Genomic DNA, 18,600 nt, shown 5'->3' with positions numbered 1-18,600 from the left:
GTCTTTAAACTTAATTCTATTATTTTAATTTCATTATTACGATTTAATATATTGCAATGGTAAACTCAGAACTACTTTTGTCCCTTTTGTTTTATCATTACTTATAATTTCTTCAACTGACATGGTTGCTTTTTTATTTGTTGAAGAAGTTATCATTTCTAAACGCTTCTTTATAATATCTAAAGCCATTGATTTATGAGCTAAAACTAAATTTTCTTTATTTTCTTTAGATTTATTTATTCCAACACCATTATCTAAAATTGTACAAATCAATGATTCATTTGCAATTGAAAAATCTATCTCAATATTGCCCATTTCTTTTTTAGGAATGACTCCATGAATAATTGCATTTTCTATAAAAGGTTGAATTAATAAAGGTGGTAAAGCAACATCATCTTCAATTTCTGAACTTTTATTTATTTTAAAATTAAATTTATGATTAAAACGAAGTTGCTCTAGTTCTAAATAATTTTGTAAACTTTCAATTTCTTTATCAATTGGAATTAACGATTCTTTAGAATATTCTAATGTTAATCGCATCAATTTTGAAAACTTTGACAAATATTTTATAGCTGAATCTGTTCCGTTTTGAACAATAAAACTAGAAATTGACCCTAAACAATTAAATACAAAATGTGGGTTCATTTGCAAGTGCAAAGCTTTTTGTTCATATTCAGCTAATTCTTTTTGTAGTGTTAAAGTCCTTTTAAGTTGAATTCTACTATAAATTAAAAAACCTATTCCAAATAATAATAGAATAATTAATCCTATATAAATTAATTTTATTTTAAATTGTTTAGCCTCTTCTTTTAGCAGCAATTCTCTTTTTTCATTTTCTTCTTTTTGAAATAATTCTTTCTTTTCAAACTCATAATTCATTGACGCTTCAACCGATTTTCTTATATTTTCTTCATTTGTCAAACTATCTTTAGCACTACTATAATTTTTATAATGAGTCAAAGCTAAAACTGAATTATTCATCTTTTGATAAATCTCACTTAATAACTTTTCAGAAACGGCTTGTTGCTCTAAAACATCAATTTCATTTGCTAAGTCTAAAGCACTTTTAGTACTTACTAACGCTTTATCAAAATCTTTTTTTTCTAAAAAAAATTGACCTAAGAAAATATAGGTGTCGGCTAAACCAAATTTATCATCAATACTTTGAAATACTAAAATTGAATTCTTCCAGCTTTCTTCAGCTTTATCAAACTGATTATTTGCTTTATAAAACAACCCCATGTTATTATACCATTCCCCTAAAGCTCTTGGGTTTGGATTCTTATCTAAACTTTGTTTGGCTAAATTATAATACTCAAAAGCCTTATCTAAATTTTTCTGATTTAAATAAATATTTGCAATATTAGTTAATGTAATTCCAGAATTAGCATCTTCAAATTTCGTTTGAATCTTGTTAGCTTTTATAAAATATTCTAATGCTTTAAAATCGGAATGTTGAGATTTATAAACAACACCAATATTATTATATAATTTACCACAACTAACTTCTTCTCCTAAATTTTCATATATTTTTAAAGCTTTCAAATAATACCGAAGTGCTTTTGCATAATTACTTTGTTCAGAAAAAACTATCCCTAAACTTCCATAAGATTTTGCTAATCCGAGTTGTATTTCCTTTTGATTTACTGATGATTGAATTTCATCTTCAAAAATATCCTTTGCTTTTATAAAAAAACCAATTGCCTTATTATAATCACCTACGATAATACTTGAAGTACCTAGATTTAACAACGCTTTACCCTCTTCTTCTCTATATTTTATTTTTTGAGCTAATTTCAATGCATCATTAGCATAAATCTCCATTTCACTTGGATTAGAATATTTAAATTGATCCGCAATTGCATTTAAAGATTTTGTTCTACTGATATCATTCTTTGCATTTTTTAAATTATCCTTCAAGCTATCTATAACATTATCTTGTGCTTGAATAAAAATTGAAACTAATAAAAAAAGATATATGACTATTTTTTTCTTCATTCTAAAACTATTGATAAACAAATTTAACATTTAGATTCTAGGAAATAACTACAAATGAGAATTTCACCACTTTGAATGAGAATTTAGTTATCTAAAAAAAAGAACCCTACTAGAATTTAATTCTAATAGGGTTCTTTTAAAATATTTTTTAAAACTTATTTTTGCTTAAATGCATTTATTCCTGGAAAATAAGCTACATCACCTAATTCTTCTTCAATACGCAATAATTGATTGTATTTTGCCATACGATCAGAACGTGAAGCTGAACCTGTCTTTATTTGACCACAATTTAAAGCAACTGCTAAATCTGCAATAGTATTATCTTCAGTTTCTCCAGAACGGTGAGACATTACTGAAGTATAACCAGCATTGTGAGCCATATTAACAGCAGCTATTGTTTCAGAAAGAGTTCCAATTTGATTTACTTTAATTAAAATAGAATTAGCTATTCCTTGAGAAATTCCTCTTGACAATCTTTCTACATTAGTAACAAATAAATCATCTCCAACTAGTTGTACTTTATTTCCAATTTTTTCAGTTAATAATTTCCACCCTTCCCAATCATTTTCATCCATACCATCTTCAATAGAAACGATAGGGTATTTAGCTGCTAATTCTGCTAAATATTCTACCTGTTCAGCAGAAGTTCTAACTTTTCCTGTTGGACCTTCAAATTTTGAATAATCATATTTCCCATCTACATAAAATTCAGCAGAAGCACAATCTAAAGCAATTTTAATATCTTCTCCAAAAACATAACCAGCATTAGTTACTGCAAGTTTAATTGAGTCTAAAGCATCTTCAGTTCCACCAGCTAAATTTGGTGCAAAACCACCTTCATCTCCTACGGCAGTAGAAAGATTTCTATCATGTAACACTTTTTTAAGATTATGAAAAATCTCTGTTCCCATCTGCATTGCATGAGTAAAAGAAGTTGCTTTAACTGGCATAACCATAAATTCTTGAAATGCAATAGGAGCATCTGAATGAGAACCTCCATTTATAATATTCATCATTGGAACTGGCAAAGTATTACCTGAAACACCACCAACATATCTATATAAAGGCAATCCTAACTCATTTGCTGCGGCTTTTGCAACAGCTAAAGAAACACCAAGAATTGCATTTGCTCCTAATTTTGATTTATTTGTTGTTCCATCAAGCTCAATCATAGTTTTATCTATAGCATTTTGCTCAAAAACCGACATACCAACGATTTCTGCTGCAATTGTTACATTTACATTTTCAACTGCCTTTAAAACACCTTTACCCATAAAAGCTTTACCTCCATCACGTAATTCAACAGCTTCATGTTCCCCAGTAGAGGCACCACTTGGAACAGCAGCTCTACCTAAAATTCCATTTTCAGTTATTACATCTACTTCAACTGTTGGATTTCCTCTTGAATCTAATATTTGCCTTGCGTGAACTTTAATAATTATGCTCATTTTTTATAATTTTAATTAGTGTTTTTTATGAATAATAACAAATTTAAAATTTAAACTGTAATAAATTTATCAAATTCTAAAAACTTATAAACGATAACGTTTTAGTTAGCTGAAGATTTAATATTTTCAATAAATTGATCAAATAAATAAGACGAATCATGTGGTCCAGGACTTGCTTCAGGATGATATTGAACAGAAAAACAGTTTTTATTTTTCATTCTCATACCAGCAACCGTTCCATCATTAAGATGTTCGTGTGTTAATTCAAATTCTGGATGATTTGTCAATTCTTCTTTAACTACAGCAAAACCATGATTTTGAGAAGTTATTTCACCTTTACCAGTAATTAAATTCTTTACTGGGTGATTAATTCCTCTATGTCCATTAAACATTTTATAAGTTGAAATTCCGTTAGCCAAAGCAATTACTTGATGCCCAAGGCATATTCCAAACAAAGGTTTGTTATCCATTAAAATATCCTTTGCAACTTTTTGCGCACTATGTAAAGGTTCTGGATCTCCTGGTCCATTTGAAAGAAAATAACCGTCAGGATTAAAAGATTTCAAATCTTCAAAACTAGCATCATAAGGAAAGACTTTTACATAACAATCTCTATTTGCTAAATTTCTCAAAATATTAGTTTTAATACCTAAATCTAGAGCTGAAATTTTAAATTTTGCATTTTCATTACCAAAAAAATAAGGCTCTTTAGTCGATACTTTTGAAGCTAATTCCAATCCATTCATTTCTGGAGCTTTGTTAAGCTTCCCTTTTAAATCTTCAATTGAAGTACCATCTGTAGAAATTATTGCATTCATTGCACCATTATCTCTAATATAACTAACCAGAGCTCTAGTATCAACATCAGAAATAACAATTAGATTTTGTTTTTTTAAGTAATCGAATAGACTTTCTGAGGCATTATCTCGGGAATAAGTAAAGCTAAAATTTTTACATACCAAACCAGAAATTTTGACTCCATTAGATTCTACATCTTCATCATTCACTCCATAATTACCAATATGTGCATTAGTGGTAACCATTATTTGTCCAAAATAAGATGGATCTGTAAAAATTTCTTGATAACCAGTAGTACCAGTATTAAAAGCAACCTCTCCAAAAGTTGTTCCCTCAATACCTATAGATTTACCATAAAAAATTGTACCATCTTTAAGTAATAAGATAGCTTGTGGTCTGTTATTATATTTCATTAGTTGTGTTGTTTCTGCAAATTTAGTGTAAAAAAATGATTTCAAAAAAAGATATAAAAAAAGGATAAACTATTGAAAGTTTATCCTTTTTTATGTTATTAATCATTCTTTCATGATTATTCAGTAGCTTCAGTGTTTTCAGAAGTTTCAGTAGCTGGTGCTTCAGAAGAAGCAACAGGTGCATCAGATTTTTTAGCTCTACTACGACGAGTTGTAGCTTTTTTCTCTTCTTTTTTACCACCATTGTATAATTCATTGAAATCAACAAGTTCGATCATTGCCATATCAGCATTATCTCCTAAACGATTACCCATTTTAATGATACGAGTATATCCTCCAGGTCGATCTCCAACTTTAGCTGAAACTTCTCTGAACAATTCAGTTACTGCATATTTATTTCTTAAATAAGAAAACACAATACGTCTATTATGAGTAGTATCTTCCTTAGATTTTGTAACTAAAGGCTCAACAAATTGTTTTAAAGCTTTTGCTTTTGCAACAGTTGTATTAATACGCTTGTGCTCAATTAAAGAACATGCCATATTAGCCAACATAGCAGCTCTGTGTCCTTTTTGTCTGCTTAAGTGATTGAATTTTTTTCCGTGTCTCATGACCTTACTATTTAACCTTCATCTTGCTACGATCCACTATGGAGAGCAAAATATGAAGTAATTTATTCTTTATCTAATTTATATTTACCTAAATCCATACCGAAGTTAAGACCTTTAGCAGCAACTAATTCATCAAGTTCTGTTAAAGATTTTTTACCAAAATTACGGAACTTCATTAAGTCATTTTTATTGAAAGAAACTAAGTCTCCAAGTGTATCTACTTCAGCCGCTTTTAAACAATTTAAAGCTCTAACAGATAAATCCATATCTACAAGTTTAGTTTTTAACAACTGTCTCATATGTAAAGATTCTTCATCATAAGATTCTGTTTGAGCGATTTCATCAGCCTCAAGTGTAATTCTCTCATCTGAAAACAACATAAAGTGGTGAATCAACGTTTTTGCTGCTTCAGTTAGTGCATCTTTAGGATTAATAGAACCATCCGTAATGATTTCAAAAACTAATTTTTCATAATCAGTTTTTTGTTCAACACGAAAGTTTTCTATACTATATTTCACATTCTTTACTGGTGTGTAAATAGAATCTGTATAAATAGTACCTATTGGTGCGTTTGCCTTTTTGTTTTCTTCAGCAGGAACATAACCTCTACCTTTTTCAATAGATAGCTCCATATTGATAGTCGTTTTACTATCTAAATTACAAATTACAAAATCAGGATTTAAAACTTGAAAACCTGAAATGAATTTTTGGAAATCACCTGCAGTTATTTGTTCTTTTCCAGAGATAGAAATTGAAACAGATTCATTATCTACATCTTCAATTTGACGTTTAAAACGAACTTGTTTTAAATTTAAGATAATTTCTGTAACATCTTCCACAACACCTGAAATAGTTGAAAACTCATGTTCAACACCTTCAATTCTAACAGATGTAATAGCGTATCCTTCTAGAGAAGAAAGTAAAACTCTTCTTAATGCATTACCAACAGTCAATCCGTAACCAGGTTCTAAAGGTCTAAATTCAAATTTACCTTCAAAATCGGTTGAATCGATCATGATAACTTTATCGGGCTTTTGAAAATTAAATAATGCCATATTTCGACTAAAGTCAGTTTTTATTTGTTATACAACTCAACGATTAGTTGCTCTTTAATATTTTCTGGAATCTGAAGTCTTTGAGGAACAGAAACAAAAGTACCTTCCTTTGTATCGTTATTCCATGTAATCCACTCATAAACTTGAGAAGAATTAGATAAAGATCTTTCAATAGCTTCAAGAGATTTAGATTTTTCACGAACAGCTATTTTATCTCCAGCTTTTAAATGATAAGAAGGTACATTTACCAATTCACCATTTACTGTAATATGTCTATGAGATACAATTTGACGAGCAGCTCTACGAGAAGGAGCAATACCCATTCTATAAACTACGTTATCTAAACGAGCTTCACATAATTGTAATAAGATTTCACCAGTTACACCAGAAGCAGCAGAAGCTTTTTCAAATAAATTTCTGAATTGACGCTCTAAAATACCATAAGTATATTTGGCTTTTTGCTTTTCCATTAATTGAACAGCATACTCAGATTTTTTACCTCTTTTCTTTGCTAAACCATGTTGCCCTGGAGGGTAATTTCTTTTTTCGAAGGCTTTGTCTTCTCCGAATATTGCTTCGCCAAATTTACGAGCAATTTTTGTTTTTGGACCAGTATATCTTGCCATTTTAAAAATTATTAAGGTAATGATTATGAATTCAGGTCATATATCCTTCGATAATCGTTATTCTACCTTGTGTTTATACTTAAAAATTAAACTCTTCTTCTCTTAGGAGGTCTACATCCGTTATGAGGCATTGGAGTAACGTCGATAATTTCAGACACTTCAATTCCACCATTGTGAATTGAACGTATTGCTGATTCTCTTCCGTTTCCTGGACCTTTAACGTAAACTTTTACCTTTTTTAGTCCAGCCTCTAGTGCTACTTTAGTACAATCTTCTGCTGCCATTTGAGCCGCATATGGAGTATTCTTTTTAGAACCTCTAAAGCCCATTTTACCAGCTGAAGACCAAGAAATAACTTCACCTTTCTTATTTGTCAAAGAAATAATGATATTATTGAAAGTAGCATTAATATGTGCTTCTCCTGTAGATTCAACGATAACTTTACGTTTTTTTGTTGTTGCCTTAGCCATATTACTTACTTATTATTTAGTTGCTTTTTTCTTGTTAGCAACAGTTTTTCTTTTACCTTTTCTAGTTCTAGAGTTATTTTTAGTTCTTTGACCTCTTAATGGAAGTCCAGCTCTATGACGAATTCCTCTTTGACATCCAATATCCATTAAACGCTTGATGTTTAATTGGATTTCTGAACGCAATTCACCTTCAATCTTGAAATAAGAAACAGCATCACGAATCGCGCTGATTTCATCATCATTCCAATCTTGAACTTTTTTATCTTCACTAACTTGAGCTTTGGCTAAAATATCTTTAGCTCTGCTACTGCCAATACCAAATATGTATGTTAAAGCAATAACTCCTCTTTTCTGTTTAGGTATATCTACCCCTGCAATTCTTGCCATAATTATCCTTGTCTTTGTTTAAATCTAGGATTCTTTTTGTTAATCACGTATAATCTTCCTTTTCTACGTACTATAATGCACTCGGCACTTCTCTTTTTTACTGATGCTCTTACTTTCATTTTACTAGCTTTAGTATCTATATGTAATTCTTGCTTTTGTTAAATCGTAAGGGCTCATTTCAAGTTTTACCTTATCTCCTGGTAACAATTTAATGTAATGCATACGCATTTTACCAGAAATATGAGCAATTACAACATGTCCGTTTTCTAATTCTACACGAAACATAGCATTAGATAATGCTTCTACTATTGTTCCGTCTTGTTCTATTGCTGATTGTTTTGCCATAAAAAATAATTTAAGCTACTGCTTTTCTATTTTTACCTGTCTTCATCAATCCATCATAGTGCTTATTCAATAAATAAGAATTTATTTGTTGAATAGTATCAATTGCAACTCCTACCATAATTAATAAAGAAGTACCTCCATAAAAATAACCCCATGCACCTTGCACTTTCAATAAGCTAACTACAACAGCAGGAAAAACTGCTATTAAAGCTAAGAATAAAGATCCTGGAAAAGTAATTAAAGACATAATTTTATCTAGGTAATCTCCAGTTTCAACACCTGGTCTAATACCAGGGATAAAACCACCACTTCTTTTCAAATCATCAGCCATTTTATTAGTTGGAACAGTAATTGCGGTGTAAAAATACGTAAAAATAATAATTAACAATGCAAATACTATATTATAAACTAATCCAAAAGGATTATTAAACATTCCAGCTAAAGATTGAGCTGTATCAGATTTAGACAATCCTGAAACTGCAGCAGGGATAAACATGATTGCTTGAGCGAAAATAATTGGCATAACACCAGATGCATTAAGCTTAAGTGGGATGAATTGTCTTGACCCCATCATGTCTTGTTCAAAATCACCAGAAACAGTTCTCCTTGCATATTGAACAGGAATCTTTCTTACAGCCATTACAAGTAATATACAAGCAATAATAATAATAAACCAAAGAACTACTTCAAGTACAATCATCATAATACCACCATTAGCTTGAATTGTTCTAGAACTGATTTCTTGTATAAATGCTTGTGGCATTCTTGCTATAATACCAACCATAATTAACAAAGAAATACCATTTCCAATACCTTTATCTGTAATTTTCTCTCCTAACCACATAGCAAAAATTGTACCTGTAACTAAGATTAAAACAGAAGAAAATAAGAATGAAAACGATGTAAATCCTAATAAAAAAGCATCTGGAGGTAAAGTCGTATATAAATTATATATATAACCTGGCCCTTGTACCAATGTTATTAAGATAGTTAACCATCTTGTTATTTGGTTGATTTTCTTTCTACCACTTTCACCATCTTTTTGTAATTTTTGTAAATAAGGTATAGCAATACCCATTAATTGAACAACAATAGATGCTGAAATATAAGGCATGATACCTAATGCAAATACAGAGGCTTGTGAAAACGCGCCTCCTGTAAATACATTAATTAACCATCCAATACCTTGATCAGTTTGATTAGTAAGATTTCCTAATTTAGTAGCGTCAATACCAGGAAGTGTTACTTGTGCACCAAAACGATACACTAATAACAAGCCTAGAGTTAATAAAATTCTATTTTTTAACTCTTCAATTTTCCAAACATTAACTAATGAATCTATAAATTTCTTCATTTTACTAAAAGGATTATAAAGTTACGACTTCTCCACCAGCAGCTTCAATAGCCGCCTTTGCAGTAGCAGTAAATTTGTGAGCACTTACTTTAAGTTTAGCCTTTAGCTCACCTCTTCCTAAAATCTTTACTAAGCTATTTTTTGTAGCCAAACGACTATCTATTATTACTGATAAATCTAAAGAATCAGTAATAACACCATTATCAACTAGAGATTGAATAGTATCAAGATTAATTCCTTGATATTCAACTCTATTAATATTTTTAAAACCAAACTTAGGTACACGTCTTTGAAGAGGCATTTGACCTCCTTCAAAACCAATTTTCTTTGAATAACCAGAACGAGATTTAGCTCCTTTGTGTCCTCTAGCAGCAGTACCACCTTTACCAGAACCTTCTCCTCTACCTAATCTTTTATTTTGGTTGTGAACTGAACCTTCAGCTGGTTGTAAGTTACTTAAATTCATAACGAATATTATTATTTAGTTTCTTCAACAGAAACTAAGTGTTTAACTTTATTTACCATTCCAAGGACAGCAGGACTTGCGTCATGCTCAACAACTTGTCCTAATTTTCTTAACCCCAAAGATTCTAATGTTCTCTTTTGAGTTTCAGGACAATTGATTTTACTTCTAACTTGTTTTACAAAAATTTTTGCCATCTTTCCTTGAATTTTTAACTTTTAAATACTTTATCTAGAGAAACTCCTCTTTGCTTAGCAACAGTTAAAGCACTTCTCATTTGTAATAAAGCATCAAAAGTAGCTTTAACAACGTTATGAGGATTTGATGAACCTTGAGATTTTGACAATACATCATGTACTCCAACTGATTCTAATACCGCACGCACAGCACCACCAGCAATCACTCCAGTACCATGAGAAGCAGGCATTAAAAACACTCTTGCTCCACCAAATTTTCCTTTTTGCTCATGAGGAACAGTTGCACTGTTCAATGGAATTCTAACAAGATTCTTCTTAGCGTCTTCCACTGCTTTTGCAATTGCTTCAGAAACATCTTTAGACTTTCCTAACCCATGACCAACAACACCATTCTCGTCTCCTACTACAACAATAGCAGAAAATCCAAATGCTCTACCACCTTTAGTAACTTTCGTCACACGGTTTACACTTACCAAACGATCTTTTAATTCAAGACCACTTGGTTTTACTAGCTCTACATTTTTATACTTTTGATACATAATTTCTTAGAATTTAAGTCCAGCTTCTCTTGCTCCTTCAGCTAATGATTTTACACGACCATGGTATAAATATCCACCTCTATCAAAAGAGATATTAGTTACACCTGCTTTAAGAGCCTTTTCAGCTACTAATTTTCCTACTGCATTAGCAGTTTCAATATTTGTACCTTTAGTTACTTCTTTATCACGAGAAGATGCTGCAACTATTGTAACACCGTTAACGTCATCTATGATTTGAGCATAGATTTCTTTATTAGATCTAAATACAGCTAGTCTTGGTTGAGCAGCAGTTCCGCTAACAACCTTTCTAATTCTGAATTTTATTCTTTGTCTTCTTTCAGTTTTTGTTAATGACATAGTCTTAATTTTTAAGCCGATTTACCTGCTTTTCTTCTTAATACTTCACCTACAAACTTAATTCCTTTTCCTTTATAAGGTTCTGGTTTACGGAAAGCTCTGATTTTAGCAGATACTTGACCTAATAATTGTTTGTCAAATGATGATAATTTTACTATTGGATTTTTACCTTTTTCAGATATAGTTTCAACTGTAACTTCTGATACAACTTCAAGAACAATGTTGTGAGAAAAACCAACTGCTAAATCAAGTTTTTGACCTTGATTAGAAGCTCTGTATCCAACACCTACAAGTTCTAATTGTTTTGTGAAACCTTCTGAAACTCCTATAATCATATTGTTTATAAGAGAACGATAAAGTCCATGTTTCGCTCTTTCATTCTTATGATCTGATGAACGCTCAACGATAACTTGGTTATCTTCAACTTTCACTGTAACATCAGAAAATTCCTGAGAAAGCTCGCCTAATTTTCCTTTAACTGTAATAACAGCATCTTTCACCTCTACGGTTACTCCTGCTGGAATTGCAACTGGATTTTTACCTATTCTTGACATTCTTTCGTCTTTATTATTAATATACGTAACAAATTACTTCCCCACCAACATTAAGCTGTTTAGCTTGCTTACCAGTCATAACACCTTTAGAAGTTGAAACAATAGCAACACCTAAACCATTTAAAATTCTAGGTAATTTAGTAGAGCCAGCATATTTACGTAAACCTGGTTTACTAATTCTTTGGATATCCTTGATAACAGACTCTTTAGTCTCTTTATCATATTTAAGTGCAATTTTGATTGTCCCTTGGACTGAACTATCATCAAATTTGTAACTTAAAATATATCCTTGATCAAATAAAATTTTTGTGATTTCTTTTTTCAAGTTAGAAGCTGGAATCTCAACAATCTTGTGATTTGCTCTAACTGCATTTCTAACTCTAGTAAGAAAATCTGCAATTGGATCTGTATACATATGTATAAATTTGCGGCTACGGTTTTCATAGGGTACTCACCAAATGAACCTTTAACCAATTAAAATTATTTTTTGGATTGCAAAGGTATAAAAAAATTGCGATATTACCAAGATGCTTTTTTAACACCTGGAATTAATCCTTGGTTAGCCATTTCACGGAAAGTAACACGAGAAAGACCAAACTGACGCATATAACCTCTTGGTCTTCCAGTTAACTTACAACGATTGTGCAAACGAACAGGAGATGCGTTTTTAGGCAATTTTTGTAATGCTTCATAATCTCCAGCTTCTTTTAAAGCTTTTCTTTTATCTGCATATTTAGCTACTAATGCTTCTCTTTTCGCCTCACGGGCTTTCATTGATTCTTTAGCCATATCTTAATTCTTTTTAAAAGGTAAACCTAATTCTGACAATAATGATTTTGCTTCTTTATCTGTATTTGCAGAAGTAACAAAAGTAATATCAAAACCAGAAATTTTATTTACTTTATCAATATCAATTTCAGGGAAAATGATTTGTTCTAAAACTCCTAAGTTATAATTACCTCTTCCGTCAAAACCAGTTGATTTAATACCTCCAAAATCTCTTACACGAGGTAAAGAAGAAGTAATCAATCTATCTAAGAATTCATACATTCTTTCTCCACGTAAAGTTACTTTAGCACCAATCGGCATACCTTTTCTTAATTTAAAAGACGCAACATCTTTCTTAGAAATTGTAGCTACTGCTTTTTGTCCAGTAATTTTTGTTATTTCTTCAACAGCATAATCAACTAATTTTTTATCAGATACTGCTGCACCAACTCCACGGCTTACAATGATTTTTTCAAGTTTTGGAACTTGCATTACATTTTTGTAACCGAACTCTTCAGTAAGAGCAGAGATTACTCTACTCTTATATTCTTCTTTTAATCTAGGTATATAAGCCATTACTATAATACTTGATTAGATTTTTTTGAAACCCTTACTTTCTTATCTCCTTCTATTTTATAACCAACTTTAGTAATTGATTTCGATTTCGGATCAATTAAAGATAAGTTAGAAATATGTATTGGAGCTTCTTTCTTAACGATACCTCCTTGAGGGTTTTTTGCACTTGGTTTTGTATGTTTTGAAACCATGTTTATTCCTTCAACTATCGCTTTATTTTTGTCACGGATTACGCGTAAAATTGTTCCTTCTGACCCTTTATGGTCACCAGCAATCACTTTTACTACATCTCCAGATTTGATTTTTAGCTTTGTCATCATCTTTAGAATTAAAGCACCTCTGGTGCTAATGATACAATTTTCATGAATTGTTTTTCACGAAGTTCTCTTGCAACTGGACCAAAAACACGAGTTCCTCTCATTTCACCTGCAGCGTTTAACAATACACATGCGTTATCGTCAAAACGAATATAAGATCCATCAGCTCTTCTCACTTCTTTTTTAGTACGTACAACAACTGCAGTTGAAACAGCACCTTTTTTTACGTTTCCGTTTGGTGTTGCATCTTTTATTGAAACTACAATCTTATCTCCAACAGAGGCATAACGACGTTTCGTTCCTCCTAAAACACGAATAGTTAAAACTTCTTTAGCTCCCGTGTTATCTGCTACTTTTAATCTTGATTCTTGTTGTACCATGGTTACTTAGCTCTTTCAATGATTTCAACTAATCTCCAACATTTTGATTTACTTAAAGGTCTTGTCTCCATGATCTTTACAGTATCACCAATGTTACAGTCATTTGTTTCGTCGTGTGCAACATATTTTTTTGTTTTTAACACGAACTTACCGTATAAAGGGTGTTTTACTCTTCTTGTCTCAGAAACAACAATAGATTTCTCCATTTTGTTGCTAGTAACTACACCAACTCTTTCTTTTCTTAAATTTCTTTTTTCCATCTTTCAGCAGAATACAATTATTGTAACTCTCTTTTAGTTATTTCTGTTGCAATTCTAGCAACAGCTCTTCTAATAGTTTTTATTTGAAGAGGATTCTCTATTGGAGAAATAGTATGAGCTGTTTTTAATTCAGCATACGTTCTCTTTAACTCACTAAGTTTTTGTTGTAACTCAGCTGCAGATAGATTATTTATTTCTGATTGTTTCATAATATTTTTTGATTATGCTTCGAAATCTCTAGCAACGACAAACTTAGTTTTAACTGGAAGTTTTTGTGCAGCAAGACGTAAAGCCTCTTTAGCAACTGATAGAGGAACACCTCCAACTTCAAACATAATTCTTCCAGGTTTTACAACTGCAGCCCAATACTCAACTGCACCTTTACCTTTACCCATACGTACTTCAAGAGGTTTCTTTGTTATAGGTTTATCTGGAAATATTTTAATCCATAATTGACCTTCTCTTTTCATAAAACGAGTTGCAGCAATACGAGCTGCTTCTATTTGACGAGAAGTAATGAAAGTTGATTCTAAAGATTTTATTCCAAACATACCATTAGAAAGCTCGTGTCCTCTTTGAGAAACACCTTTCATTCTACCCTTCTGTACCTTTCGGTATTTTGTTCTTTTAGGCTGTAACATTTTTTCTTAAGTTTAAAAAATTACTTTCTTTTGCTTCTGTTTGGCTTACCATCTCTTTTTGGAGACCCTGAAGATTTAGACTTTTGTTTGTCCATACCTACTAACGGAGAAAGATCTCTTTTACCATAAACCTCACCTTTCATTATCCATACTTTGATTCCCATTCTACCATAAGTAGTGTGAGCTTCAGCTAATGCATAATCAATATCAGCTCTGAAAGTTGACAAAGGAATTCTACCATCTTTAAAGCCTTCAGATCGTGCCATTTCAGCACCATTTAAACGCCCTGAAATTAAAACTTTAATACCTTCAGCGTTCATTCTCATTGCAGCCGCAATAGCCATTTTAATAGCTCTTCTGTATGAAATCCTGCTTTCAATTTGACGTGCGATACTGTTTGCAACTAAATAAGCATCAATCTCAGGTCTTTTAATTTCAAATATGTTGATTTGAATTTCTTTGTCAGTAATTTTCTTAAGTTCTTCTTTTAACTTGTCTACCTCTTGACCACCTTTACCGATAATAATACCAGGTCTAGCAGTAGTGATAGTAACGGTTACAAGCTTCAAAGTTCTTTCGATAATTACTTTAGATACACTAGCTTTTGATAAACGCGCATGGATATATTTTCTGATTTTAAAATCTTCTGCGATTTTATCACCATAATCATTTCCTCCATACCAGTTTGAGTCCCATCCTCTGATGATACCAAGTCTATTTCCAATTGGATTTGTCTTTTGTCCCATACTGTTTATTAATTGCTTTGTGTGTTATTGTTTGAACCCAACACGATAGTAACGTGATTTGAGCGTTTTCTAATTCTGTGTGCACGACCTTGTGGCGCTGGACGTAATCTTTTCAACATCATTCCACCATCCACTCTAATCTCTTTTACAAACAAGCCTGCTTCTTCTACACTAGTTTCTGCATTTTTCTGCTCAAAATTATTGATAGCAGATAATAACAATTTTTCTAATTTTCTAGAAGCTTCTTTACTATTAAATCTTAATATATTAAGAGCTAATTCTACTTTCTGACCTCTAACTAAATCTGCTACAATGCGCATTTTTCTTGGTGAAGTAGGGCAGTTATTTAATTTAGCAAAAGCCACTTGTGTTTTTGCTTCTTTAATCTGCTCTGCTCTTTCTCTTTTACGAACTCCCATAGCTTCTTATTATTTTTTACCTTTATTTTTTGCACCAGCGTGACCTCTAAAAGATCTTGTTGGTGAAAATTCCCCTAATTTATGCCCTACCATGTTTTCTGTTACGTAAACTGGTACAAATTGACGACCATTATGCACTGCAATAGTTTGACCAACAAAATCTGGAGTAATCATAGAAGCTCTTGACCAAGTCTTGATAACAGCTTTATTATCTTTCTCTATATTTTCTTGAACTTTTTTCTCTAATTTATAGTGAACATAAGGTCCTTTTTTTAATGAACGTGCCATGTTTATCTAATTATTTCTTTCTACGTTCTACAATATACTTATTACTTGGGTTAACTTTAGAACGAGTTCTATAACCCTTAGCAGGTAAACCTTTTCTTGAACGTGGATGACCTCCAGAAGAACGTCCTTCTCCACCACCCATTGGGTGATCAACCGGGTTCATCGCAACAGGTCTTGTTCTAGGTCTTCTTCCTAACCATCTTGATCTACCAGCTTTACCAGAAACAATCAATTGATGATCAGAATTTGATACAGCTCCAATAGTAGCCGAACAAGTTAACAAGATTAATCTCGTCTCACCTGAAGGCATTTTTATTGTTGCATATTTACCATCTCTTGCCATTAATTGCGCAAAAGTACCTGCAGAACGAGCAATAACAGCTCCTTGACCAGGTCTTAATTCGATACAAGAAATAACTGTACCTAAAGGAATTTTACTTAAAGGCAATGTGTTTCCAATTTCTGGAGACGCATCTGCACCAGAAACTACGGTTTGTCCAACTTGTAAACCATTTTGAGCGATAATATAAGTCTTTTCTCCATCAGCATATGCTAATAATGAAATAAAAGCTGAACGATTTGGATCGTATTCAATAGTTTTAACAATAGCAGGAACCCCTACTTTTGTTCTCTTAAAATCAATGATACGATATTTTTGTTTATGACCACCACCAATATAACGCATGGTCATTTTTCCTTGACTATTTCTACCTCCAGAGTTTTTTTTCGGTGCGATCAAAGAACGCTCCGGCTTATCAGTTGTAATAGTGTCAAAGCTATTCACAACTCTAAAACGCTGACCCGGGGTAATAGGTTTTAATTTTCTAACTGACATTTTCTATTAGATATTATTATAAAAATCTATTGTTTCTCCTTCTTGAACTTGAACAACTGCTTTTTTATAAGCGTTTGTTTTCCCACTGATCAAACCACTTTTAGTATATTTAACCGATCTATCAGCTCTGTAATTCATTGTATTTACACCAACAACATTCACACCATATGCAGCTTCAACTGCATTTTTGATTTGAATTTTATTTGCTTTTTTATCAACTACAAAACCAAAACGGTTAAAAATTTCACCATCTTTAGTTATTTTTTCAGTTATAATAGGCTTAATAATGATACTCATAACCTTATTTATTTACTTAAATTATCTTCTATTCCGCTTAAAGCACCTTCTAAAACCACCAAACTATTAGCGTTTAAAATACTATAAGTGCTTAATTCTGAAGAAGTTACCACTGAAGACGTCTTTAAATTTCGTGACGACAAATATACATTTTTATTCGAATCACCCAACACAAATAAAGATTTTTTATTATCTAAACCTAAAGCTTTCAATACATTAATGAAATTTTTAGTGTTTGGCGTTTCAAATGTAAAGTCTTCTAAAACTATCAAACTTGACCCTTTTGCTTTTAACGAAAGAGCAGATTTTCTAGCCAATCTCTTTAAATTTTTATTTAATTTAAAAGAATAACTTCTTGGTCTTGGTCCAAAAACCGTACCTCCACCTTTAAACAAAGGGTTTTTTGCACTACCTGCACGAGCAGTACCAGTTCCTTTTTGTTTTTTAATCTTACGAGTACTTCCAGCAACTTCAGCTCTTTCTTTAGCTTTATGAGTACCTTGTCTTTGATTTGCTAAATATTGTTTAACATCAAGATATACTGCGTGATTATTTGGCTCTATTGCGAATACTGAATCAGAAAGTTGAACTTTTCTTCCAGTATCTTTTCCGTTGAAATCTAATACTTTTACTTCCATTATTTCTGAATGATTACATAAGAGTTTTTATGTCCTGGAACACATCCTTTAACAACTAAAAGATTTTTATCAGCAACAACTTTTAAAACTTTAAGATTTTGAACTGTAACATTCTCTCCACCCATTCTTCCAGCCATTCTCATGCCTTTGAATACTCTTGATGGATAAGAAGACGCACCAACAGAACCTGGAGCTCTTAATCGGTTATGTTGACCATGAGTTGCTTGACCAACACCACCAAACCCGTGACGCTTAACAACCCCTTGAAAACCTTTCCCTTTAGAAACACCTTGAACATCTACAAATTCTCCTTCAGTAAATAAATCTACTGTAAGAACTTCACCTAATTTGTGTTCTTCTTCAAAATACTTGAATTCAATAACTTTCTTCTTAGCAACTGCTCCTGCTTTCTTGAAGTGACCTTCTTCTGCTTTTACTGTATGCTTTTCAGTTTTGTCATCGAAACCAAGCTGAAGAGCACTATACCCGTCAACCTCTTTGGTTCTGACTTGGGTAATAACACATGGTCCAGCCTCAATAACAGTACAAGGAATATTTTTCCCGTTCTCATCAAAGATACTAGTCATGCCAATTTTTCTTCCGATTAACCCAGACATATAAAACTAATTAATTAATTAAACTATTTTCAATATTATACATATATAATGTACACATTCCTCATTTTGAGGGTGCAAATATATAATTATTTTTTAATTCTTGCAAAAATAATTAATCTCCTCTTAACATTAAAAGAAATATCATTTTTACATCATTAAAAAAACCGTAGTGCTTTCACACTAACGGTTTTATATTTATACTG

31 protein-coding genes are annotated in these 18,600 nt (G+C 31.7%); all 31 read right to left on the bottom strand.

Annotated features, from left to right (window positions below):
• Positions 1 to 36: 36 nt before the first annotated feature.
• The gene (locus ACULEV_RS02700; RefSeq protein ID WP_445457139.1) at positions 37 to 1,998 is read right to left on the bottom strand and encodes a tetratricopeptide repeat-containing sensor histidine kinase; all 1,962 of its coding nucleotides are present in this window, start codon (positions 1,996 to 1,998) and stop codon (positions 37 to 39) included.
• Positions 1,999 to 2,153: 155 nt separating this feature from the next.
• Entirely contained in the window at positions 2,154 to 3,446 is a 1,293-nt protein-coding gene (eno, locus tag ACULEV_RS02695; RefSeq protein ID WP_445457138.1) for a phosphopyruvate hydratase, read from the bottom strand.
• A 101-nt stretch (positions 3,447 to 3,547) separates the two neighbouring features.
• Positions 3,548 to 4,657, bottom strand: coding sequence for a glutamine-hydrolyzing carbamoyl-phosphate synthase small subunit (carA, locus tag ACULEV_RS02690; protein ID WP_445457137.1), 1,110 nt, complete (start codon positions 4,655 to 4,657; stop codon positions 3,548 to 3,550).
• A gap of 116 nt (positions 4,658 to 4,773) precedes the next feature.
• The gene (rplQ, locus tag ACULEV_RS02685; protein ID WP_445457136.1) at positions 4,774 to 5,268 is read right to left on the bottom strand and encodes a 50S ribosomal protein L17; all 495 of its coding nucleotides are present in this window, start codon (positions 5,266 to 5,268) and stop codon (positions 4,774 to 4,776) included.
• Between the two features lie 62 nt (positions 5,269 to 5,330).
• Positions 5,331 to 6,323, bottom strand: coding sequence for a DNA-directed RNA polymerase subunit alpha (locus ACULEV_RS02680; protein WP_445457135.1), 993 nt, complete (start codon positions 6,321 to 6,323; stop codon positions 5,331 to 5,333).
• Positions 6,324 to 6,343: 20 nt separating this feature from the next.
• Positions 6,344 to 6,949 (bottom strand): 30S ribosomal protein S4, encoded by a 606-nt coding sequence (rpsD, locus tag ACULEV_RS02675; protein ID WP_445457134.1) that lies wholly within the window; start codon positions 6,947 to 6,949, stop codon positions 6,344 to 6,346.
• Positions 6,950 to 7,035: 86 nt separating this feature from the next.
• Positions 7,036 to 7,419: a 30S ribosomal protein S11 gene (gene rpsK / locus ACULEV_RS02670; RefSeq protein WP_130734256.1), complete on the bottom strand. Its 384-nt coding sequence runs from the start codon at positions 7,417 to 7,419 to the stop codon at positions 7,036 to 7,038.
• Between the two features lie 12 nt (positions 7,420 to 7,431).
• A complete protein-coding gene (gene rpsM / locus ACULEV_RS02665; RefSeq protein WP_445457133.1) occupies positions 7,432 to 7,806 on the bottom strand; it encodes a 30S ribosomal protein S13 in 375 nt (124 codons plus the stop codon).
• 2 nt (positions 7,807 to 7,808) lie between these two features.
• Positions 7,809 to 7,925 carry a type B 50S ribosomal protein L36 gene (gene ykgO / locus ACULEV_RS02660; RefSeq protein WP_002987490.1) on the bottom strand — a complete coding sequence of 39 codons (117 nt, stop codon included), beginning with the start codon at positions 7,923 to 7,925 and terminating at the stop codon, positions 7,809 to 7,811.
• Positions 7,926 to 7,935: 10 nt separating this feature from the next.
• A complete protein-coding gene (gene infA / locus ACULEV_RS02655; RefSeq protein ID WP_045968400.1) occupies positions 7,936 to 8,151 on the bottom strand; it encodes a translation initiation factor IF-1 in 216 nt (71 codons plus the stop codon).
• 10 nt (positions 8,152 to 8,161) lie between these two features.
• Entirely contained in the window at positions 8,162 to 9,505 is a 1,344-nt protein-coding gene (secY, locus tag ACULEV_RS02650) for a preprotein translocase subunit SecY (protein ID WP_445457132.1), read from the bottom strand.
• Between the two features lie 13 nt (positions 9,506 to 9,518).
• Positions 9,519 to 9,971 (bottom strand): 50S ribosomal protein L15, encoded by a 453-nt coding sequence (rplO, locus tag ACULEV_RS02645; protein ID WP_445457131.1) that lies wholly within the window; start codon positions 9,969 to 9,971, stop codon positions 9,519 to 9,521.
• A gap of 11 nt (positions 9,972 to 9,982) precedes the next feature.
• Positions 9,983 to 10,165, bottom strand: coding sequence for a 50S ribosomal protein L30 (gene rpmD, locus ACULEV_RS02640; protein ID WP_445457130.1), 183 nt, complete (start codon positions 10,163 to 10,165; stop codon positions 9,983 to 9,985).
• Positions 10,166 to 10,179: 14 nt separating this feature from the next.
• A complete protein-coding gene (rpsE, locus tag ACULEV_RS02635; protein WP_140962411.1) occupies positions 10,180 to 10,704 on the bottom strand; it encodes a 30S ribosomal protein S5 in 525 nt (174 codons plus the stop codon).
• 6 nt (positions 10,705 to 10,710) lie between these two features.
• Positions 10,711 to 11,061, bottom strand: a complete 351-nt coding sequence (rplR, locus tag ACULEV_RS02630) for a 50S ribosomal protein L18 (RefSeq protein ID WP_445457129.1) — start codon at positions 11,059 to 11,061, stop codon at positions 10,711 to 10,713.
• Positions 11,062 to 11,072: 11 nt separating this feature from the next.
• Positions 11,073 to 11,615 carry a 50S ribosomal protein L6 gene (rplF, locus tag ACULEV_RS02625; RefSeq protein WP_445457128.1) on the bottom strand — a complete coding sequence of 181 codons (543 nt, stop codon included), beginning with the start codon at positions 11,613 to 11,615 and terminating at the stop codon, positions 11,073 to 11,075.
• Between the two features lie 16 nt (positions 11,616 to 11,631).
• Positions 11,632 to 12,030, bottom strand: coding sequence for a 30S ribosomal protein S8 (gene rpsH / locus ACULEV_RS02620; protein WP_140962408.1), 399 nt, complete (start codon positions 12,028 to 12,030; stop codon positions 11,632 to 11,634).
• Positions 12,031 to 12,134: 104 nt separating this feature from the next.
• A complete protein-coding gene (rpsN, locus tag ACULEV_RS02615) occupies positions 12,135 to 12,404 on the bottom strand; it encodes a 30S ribosomal protein S14 (protein WP_140962407.1) in 270 nt (89 codons plus the stop codon).
• Between the two features lie 3 nt (positions 12,405 to 12,407).
• The gene (rplE, locus tag ACULEV_RS02610; RefSeq protein ID WP_445457127.1) at positions 12,408 to 12,959 is read right to left on the bottom strand and encodes a 50S ribosomal protein L5; all 552 of its coding nucleotides are present in this window, start codon (positions 12,957 to 12,959) and stop codon (positions 12,408 to 12,410) included.
• Positions 12,960 to 12,961: 2 nt separating this feature from the next.
• On the bottom strand, positions 12,962 to 13,276 hold the full coding sequence (gene rplX / locus ACULEV_RS02605) for a 50S ribosomal protein L24 (protein WP_445458512.1): 315 nt from the start codon (positions 13,274 to 13,276) through the stop codon (positions 12,962 to 12,964).
• An 11-nt stretch (positions 13,277 to 13,287) separates the two neighbouring features.
• Positions 13,288 to 13,656, bottom strand: a complete 369-nt coding sequence (rplN, locus tag ACULEV_RS02600; RefSeq protein WP_007803649.1) for a 50S ribosomal protein L14 — start codon at positions 13,654 to 13,656, stop codon at positions 13,288 to 13,290.
• Between the two features lie 2 nt (positions 13,657 to 13,658).
• Positions 13,659 to 13,916 (bottom strand): 30S ribosomal protein S17, encoded by a 258-nt coding sequence (gene rpsQ / locus ACULEV_RS02595; protein ID WP_045968420.1) that lies wholly within the window; start codon positions 13,914 to 13,916, stop codon positions 13,659 to 13,661.
• Between the two features lie 17 nt (positions 13,917 to 13,933).
• Positions 13,934 to 14,125 (bottom strand): 50S ribosomal protein L29, encoded by a 192-nt coding sequence (rpmC, locus tag ACULEV_RS02590; RefSeq protein WP_445457126.1) that lies wholly within the window; start codon positions 14,123 to 14,125, stop codon positions 13,934 to 13,936.
• Between the two features lie 12 nt (positions 14,126 to 14,137).
• Positions 14,138 to 14,557: a 50S ribosomal protein L16 gene (rplP, locus tag ACULEV_RS02585; protein WP_140962404.1), complete on the bottom strand. Its 420-nt coding sequence runs from the start codon at positions 14,555 to 14,557 to the stop codon at positions 14,138 to 14,140.
• Positions 14,558 to 14,577: 20 nt separating this feature from the next.
• Positions 14,578 to 15,303: a 30S ribosomal protein S3 gene (gene rpsC / locus ACULEV_RS02580; protein WP_445457125.1), complete on the bottom strand. Its 726-nt coding sequence runs from the start codon at positions 15,301 to 15,303 to the stop codon at positions 14,578 to 14,580.
• Between the two features lie 8 nt (positions 15,304 to 15,311).
• Positions 15,312 to 15,722 (bottom strand): 50S ribosomal protein L22, encoded by a 411-nt coding sequence (gene rplV, locus ACULEV_RS02575; protein WP_445457124.1) that lies wholly within the window; start codon positions 15,720 to 15,722, stop codon positions 15,312 to 15,314.
• A 9-nt stretch (positions 15,723 to 15,731) separates the two neighbouring features.
• On the bottom strand, positions 15,732 to 16,010 hold the full coding sequence (rpsS, locus tag ACULEV_RS02570) for a 30S ribosomal protein S19 (RefSeq protein ID WP_045968430.1): 279 nt from the start codon (positions 16,008 to 16,010) through the stop codon (positions 15,732 to 15,734).
• Between the two features lie 10 nt (positions 16,011 to 16,020).
• Entirely contained in the window at positions 16,021 to 16,845 is an 825-nt protein-coding gene (gene rplB / locus ACULEV_RS02565) for a 50S ribosomal protein L2 (RefSeq protein ID WP_445457123.1), read from the bottom strand.
• Positions 16,846 to 16,851: 6 nt separating this feature from the next.
• Complete coding sequence (rplW, locus tag ACULEV_RS02560; RefSeq protein ID WP_445457122.1) at positions 16,852 to 17,142, bottom strand: 50S ribosomal protein L23; 291 nt, start codon at positions 17,140 to 17,142, stop codon at positions 16,852 to 16,854.
• Positions 17,143 to 17,150: 8 nt separating this feature from the next.
• A complete protein-coding gene (rplD, locus tag ACULEV_RS02555; RefSeq protein WP_445457121.1) occupies positions 17,151 to 17,780 on the bottom strand; it encodes a 50S ribosomal protein L4 in 630 nt (209 codons plus the stop codon).
• Positions 17,780 to 18,397, bottom strand: a complete 618-nt coding sequence (gene rplC / locus ACULEV_RS02550) for a 50S ribosomal protein L3 (protein WP_445457120.1) — start codon at positions 18,395 to 18,397, stop codon at positions 17,780 to 17,782. The genes rplD and rplC overlap by 1 nt, the downstream gene beginning before the upstream one ends.
• Positions 18,398 to 18,600 lie beyond the last annotated feature (203 nt).

It is taken from the genome of Flavobacterium sp. HNIBRBA15423, from assembly GCF_052655965.1.
The sequence above is the reverse complement of the archived record's forward strand: the minus strand, read 5'-3'. Positions and strand labels throughout refer to the sequence as shown.

Coding starts and splice junctions, on each gene's coding strand:
- rplW (WP_445457122.1), bottom strand. CDS start 17,142: ATGAGTATCATTATTAAGCCTATTATAACTGAAAAAATAACTAAAGAT.
- ACULEV_RS02700 (WP_445457139.1), bottom strand. CDS start 1,998: ATGAAGAAAAAAATAGTCATATATCTTTTTTTATTAGTTTCAATTTTT.
- rplC (WP_445457120.1), bottom strand. CDS start 18,397: ATGTCTGGGTTAATCGGAAGAAAAATTGGCATGACTAGTATCTTTGAT.
- rplD (WP_445457121.1), bottom strand. CDS start 17,780: ATGGAAGTAAAAGTATTAGATTTCAACGGAAAAGATACTGGAAGAAAA.
- rpsD (WP_445457134.1), bottom strand. CDS start 6,949: ATGGCAAGATATACTGGTCCAAAAACAAAAATTGCTCGTAAATTTGGC.
- rplX (WP_445458512.1), bottom strand. CDS start 13,276: ATGACAAAGCTAAAAATCAAATCTGGAGATGTAGTAAAAGTGATTGCT.
- rpsM (WP_445457133.1), bottom strand. CDS start 7,806: ATGGCAAGAATTGCAGGGGTAGATATACCTAAACAGAAAAGAGGAGTT.
- rplE (WP_445457127.1), bottom strand. CDS start 12,959: ATGGCTTATATACCTAGATTAAAAGAAGAATATAAGAGTAGAGTAATC.
- eno (WP_445457138.1), bottom strand. CDS start 3,446: ATGAGCATAATTATTAAAGTTCACGCAAGGCAAATATTAGATTCAAGA.
- ykgO (WP_002987490.1), bottom strand. CDS start 7,925: ATGAAAGTAAGAGCATCAGTAAAAAAGAGAAGTGCCGAGTGCATTATA.
- rplO (WP_445457131.1), bottom strand. CDS start 9,971: ATGAATTTAAGTAACTTACAACCAGCTGAAGGTTCAGTTCACAACCAA.
- rpmC (WP_445457126.1), bottom strand. CDS start 14,125: ATGAAACAATCAGAAATAAATAATCTATCTGCAGCTGAGTTACAACAA.
- rplV (WP_445457124.1), bottom strand. CDS start 15,722: ATGGGAGTTCGTAAAAGAGAAAGAGCAGAGCAGATTAAAGAAGCAAAA.
- rpsC (WP_445457125.1), bottom strand. CDS start 15,303: ATGGGACAAAAGACAAATCCAATTGGAAATAGACTTGGTATCATCAGA.
- rplQ (WP_445457136.1), bottom strand. CDS start 5,268: ATGAGACACGGAAAAAAATTCAATCACTTAAGCAGACAAAAAGGACAC.
- rpsS (WP_045968430.1), bottom strand. CDS start 16,010: ATGGCACGTTCATTAAAAAAAGGACCTTATGTTCACTATAAATTAGAG.
- rpmD (WP_445457130.1), bottom strand. CDS start 10,165: ATGGCAAAAATTTTTGTAAAACAAGTTAGAAGTAAAATCAATTGTCCT.
- rpsK (WP_130734256.1), bottom strand. CDS start 7,419: ATGGCTAAGGCAACAACAAAAAAACGTAAAGTTATCGTTGAATCTACA.
- carA (WP_445457137.1), bottom strand. CDS start 4,657: ATGAAATATAATAACAGACCACAAGCTATCTTATTACTTAAAGATGGT.
- infA (WP_045968400.1), bottom strand. CDS start 8,151: ATGGCAAAACAATCAGCAATAGAACAAGACGGAACAATAGTAGAAGCA.
- rplN (WP_007803649.1), bottom strand. CDS start 13,656: ATGGTACAACAAGAATCAAGATTAAAAGTAGCAGATAACACGGGAGCT.
- rplB (WP_445457123.1), bottom strand. CDS start 16,845: ATGTCAGTTAGAAAATTAAAACCTATTACCCCGGGTCAGCGTTTTAGA.
- rplP (WP_140962404.1), bottom strand. CDS start 14,557: ATGTTACAGCCTAAAAGAACAAAATACCGAAAGGTACAGAAGGGTAGA.
- secY (WP_445457132.1), bottom strand. CDS start 9,505: ATGAAGAAATTTATAGATTCATTAGTTAATGTTTGGAAAATTGAAGAG.
- rpsQ (WP_045968420.1), bottom strand. CDS start 13,916: ATGGAAAAAAGAAATTTAAGAAAAGAAAGAGTTGGTGTAGTTACTAGC.
- rplR (WP_445457129.1), bottom strand. CDS start 11,061: ATGTCATTAACAAAAACTGAAAGAAGACAAAGAATAAAATTCAGAATT.
- rpsH (WP_140962408.1), bottom strand. CDS start 12,030: ATGTATACAGATCCAATTGCAGATTTTCTTACTAGAGTTAGAAATGCA.
- rplF (WP_445457128.1), bottom strand. CDS start 11,615: ATGTCAAGAATAGGTAAAAATCCAGTTGCAATTCCAGCAGGAGTAACC.
- ACULEV_RS02680 (WP_445457135.1), bottom strand. CDS start 6,323: ATGGCATTATTTAATTTTCAAAAGCCCGATAAAGTTATCATGATCGAT.
- rpsE (WP_140962411.1), bottom strand. CDS start 10,704: ATGTATCAAAAGTATAAAAATGTAGAGCTAGTAAAACCAAGTGGTCTT.
- rpsN (WP_140962407.1), bottom strand. CDS start 12,404: ATGGCTAAAGAATCAATGAAAGCCCGTGAGGCGAAAAGAGAAGCATTA.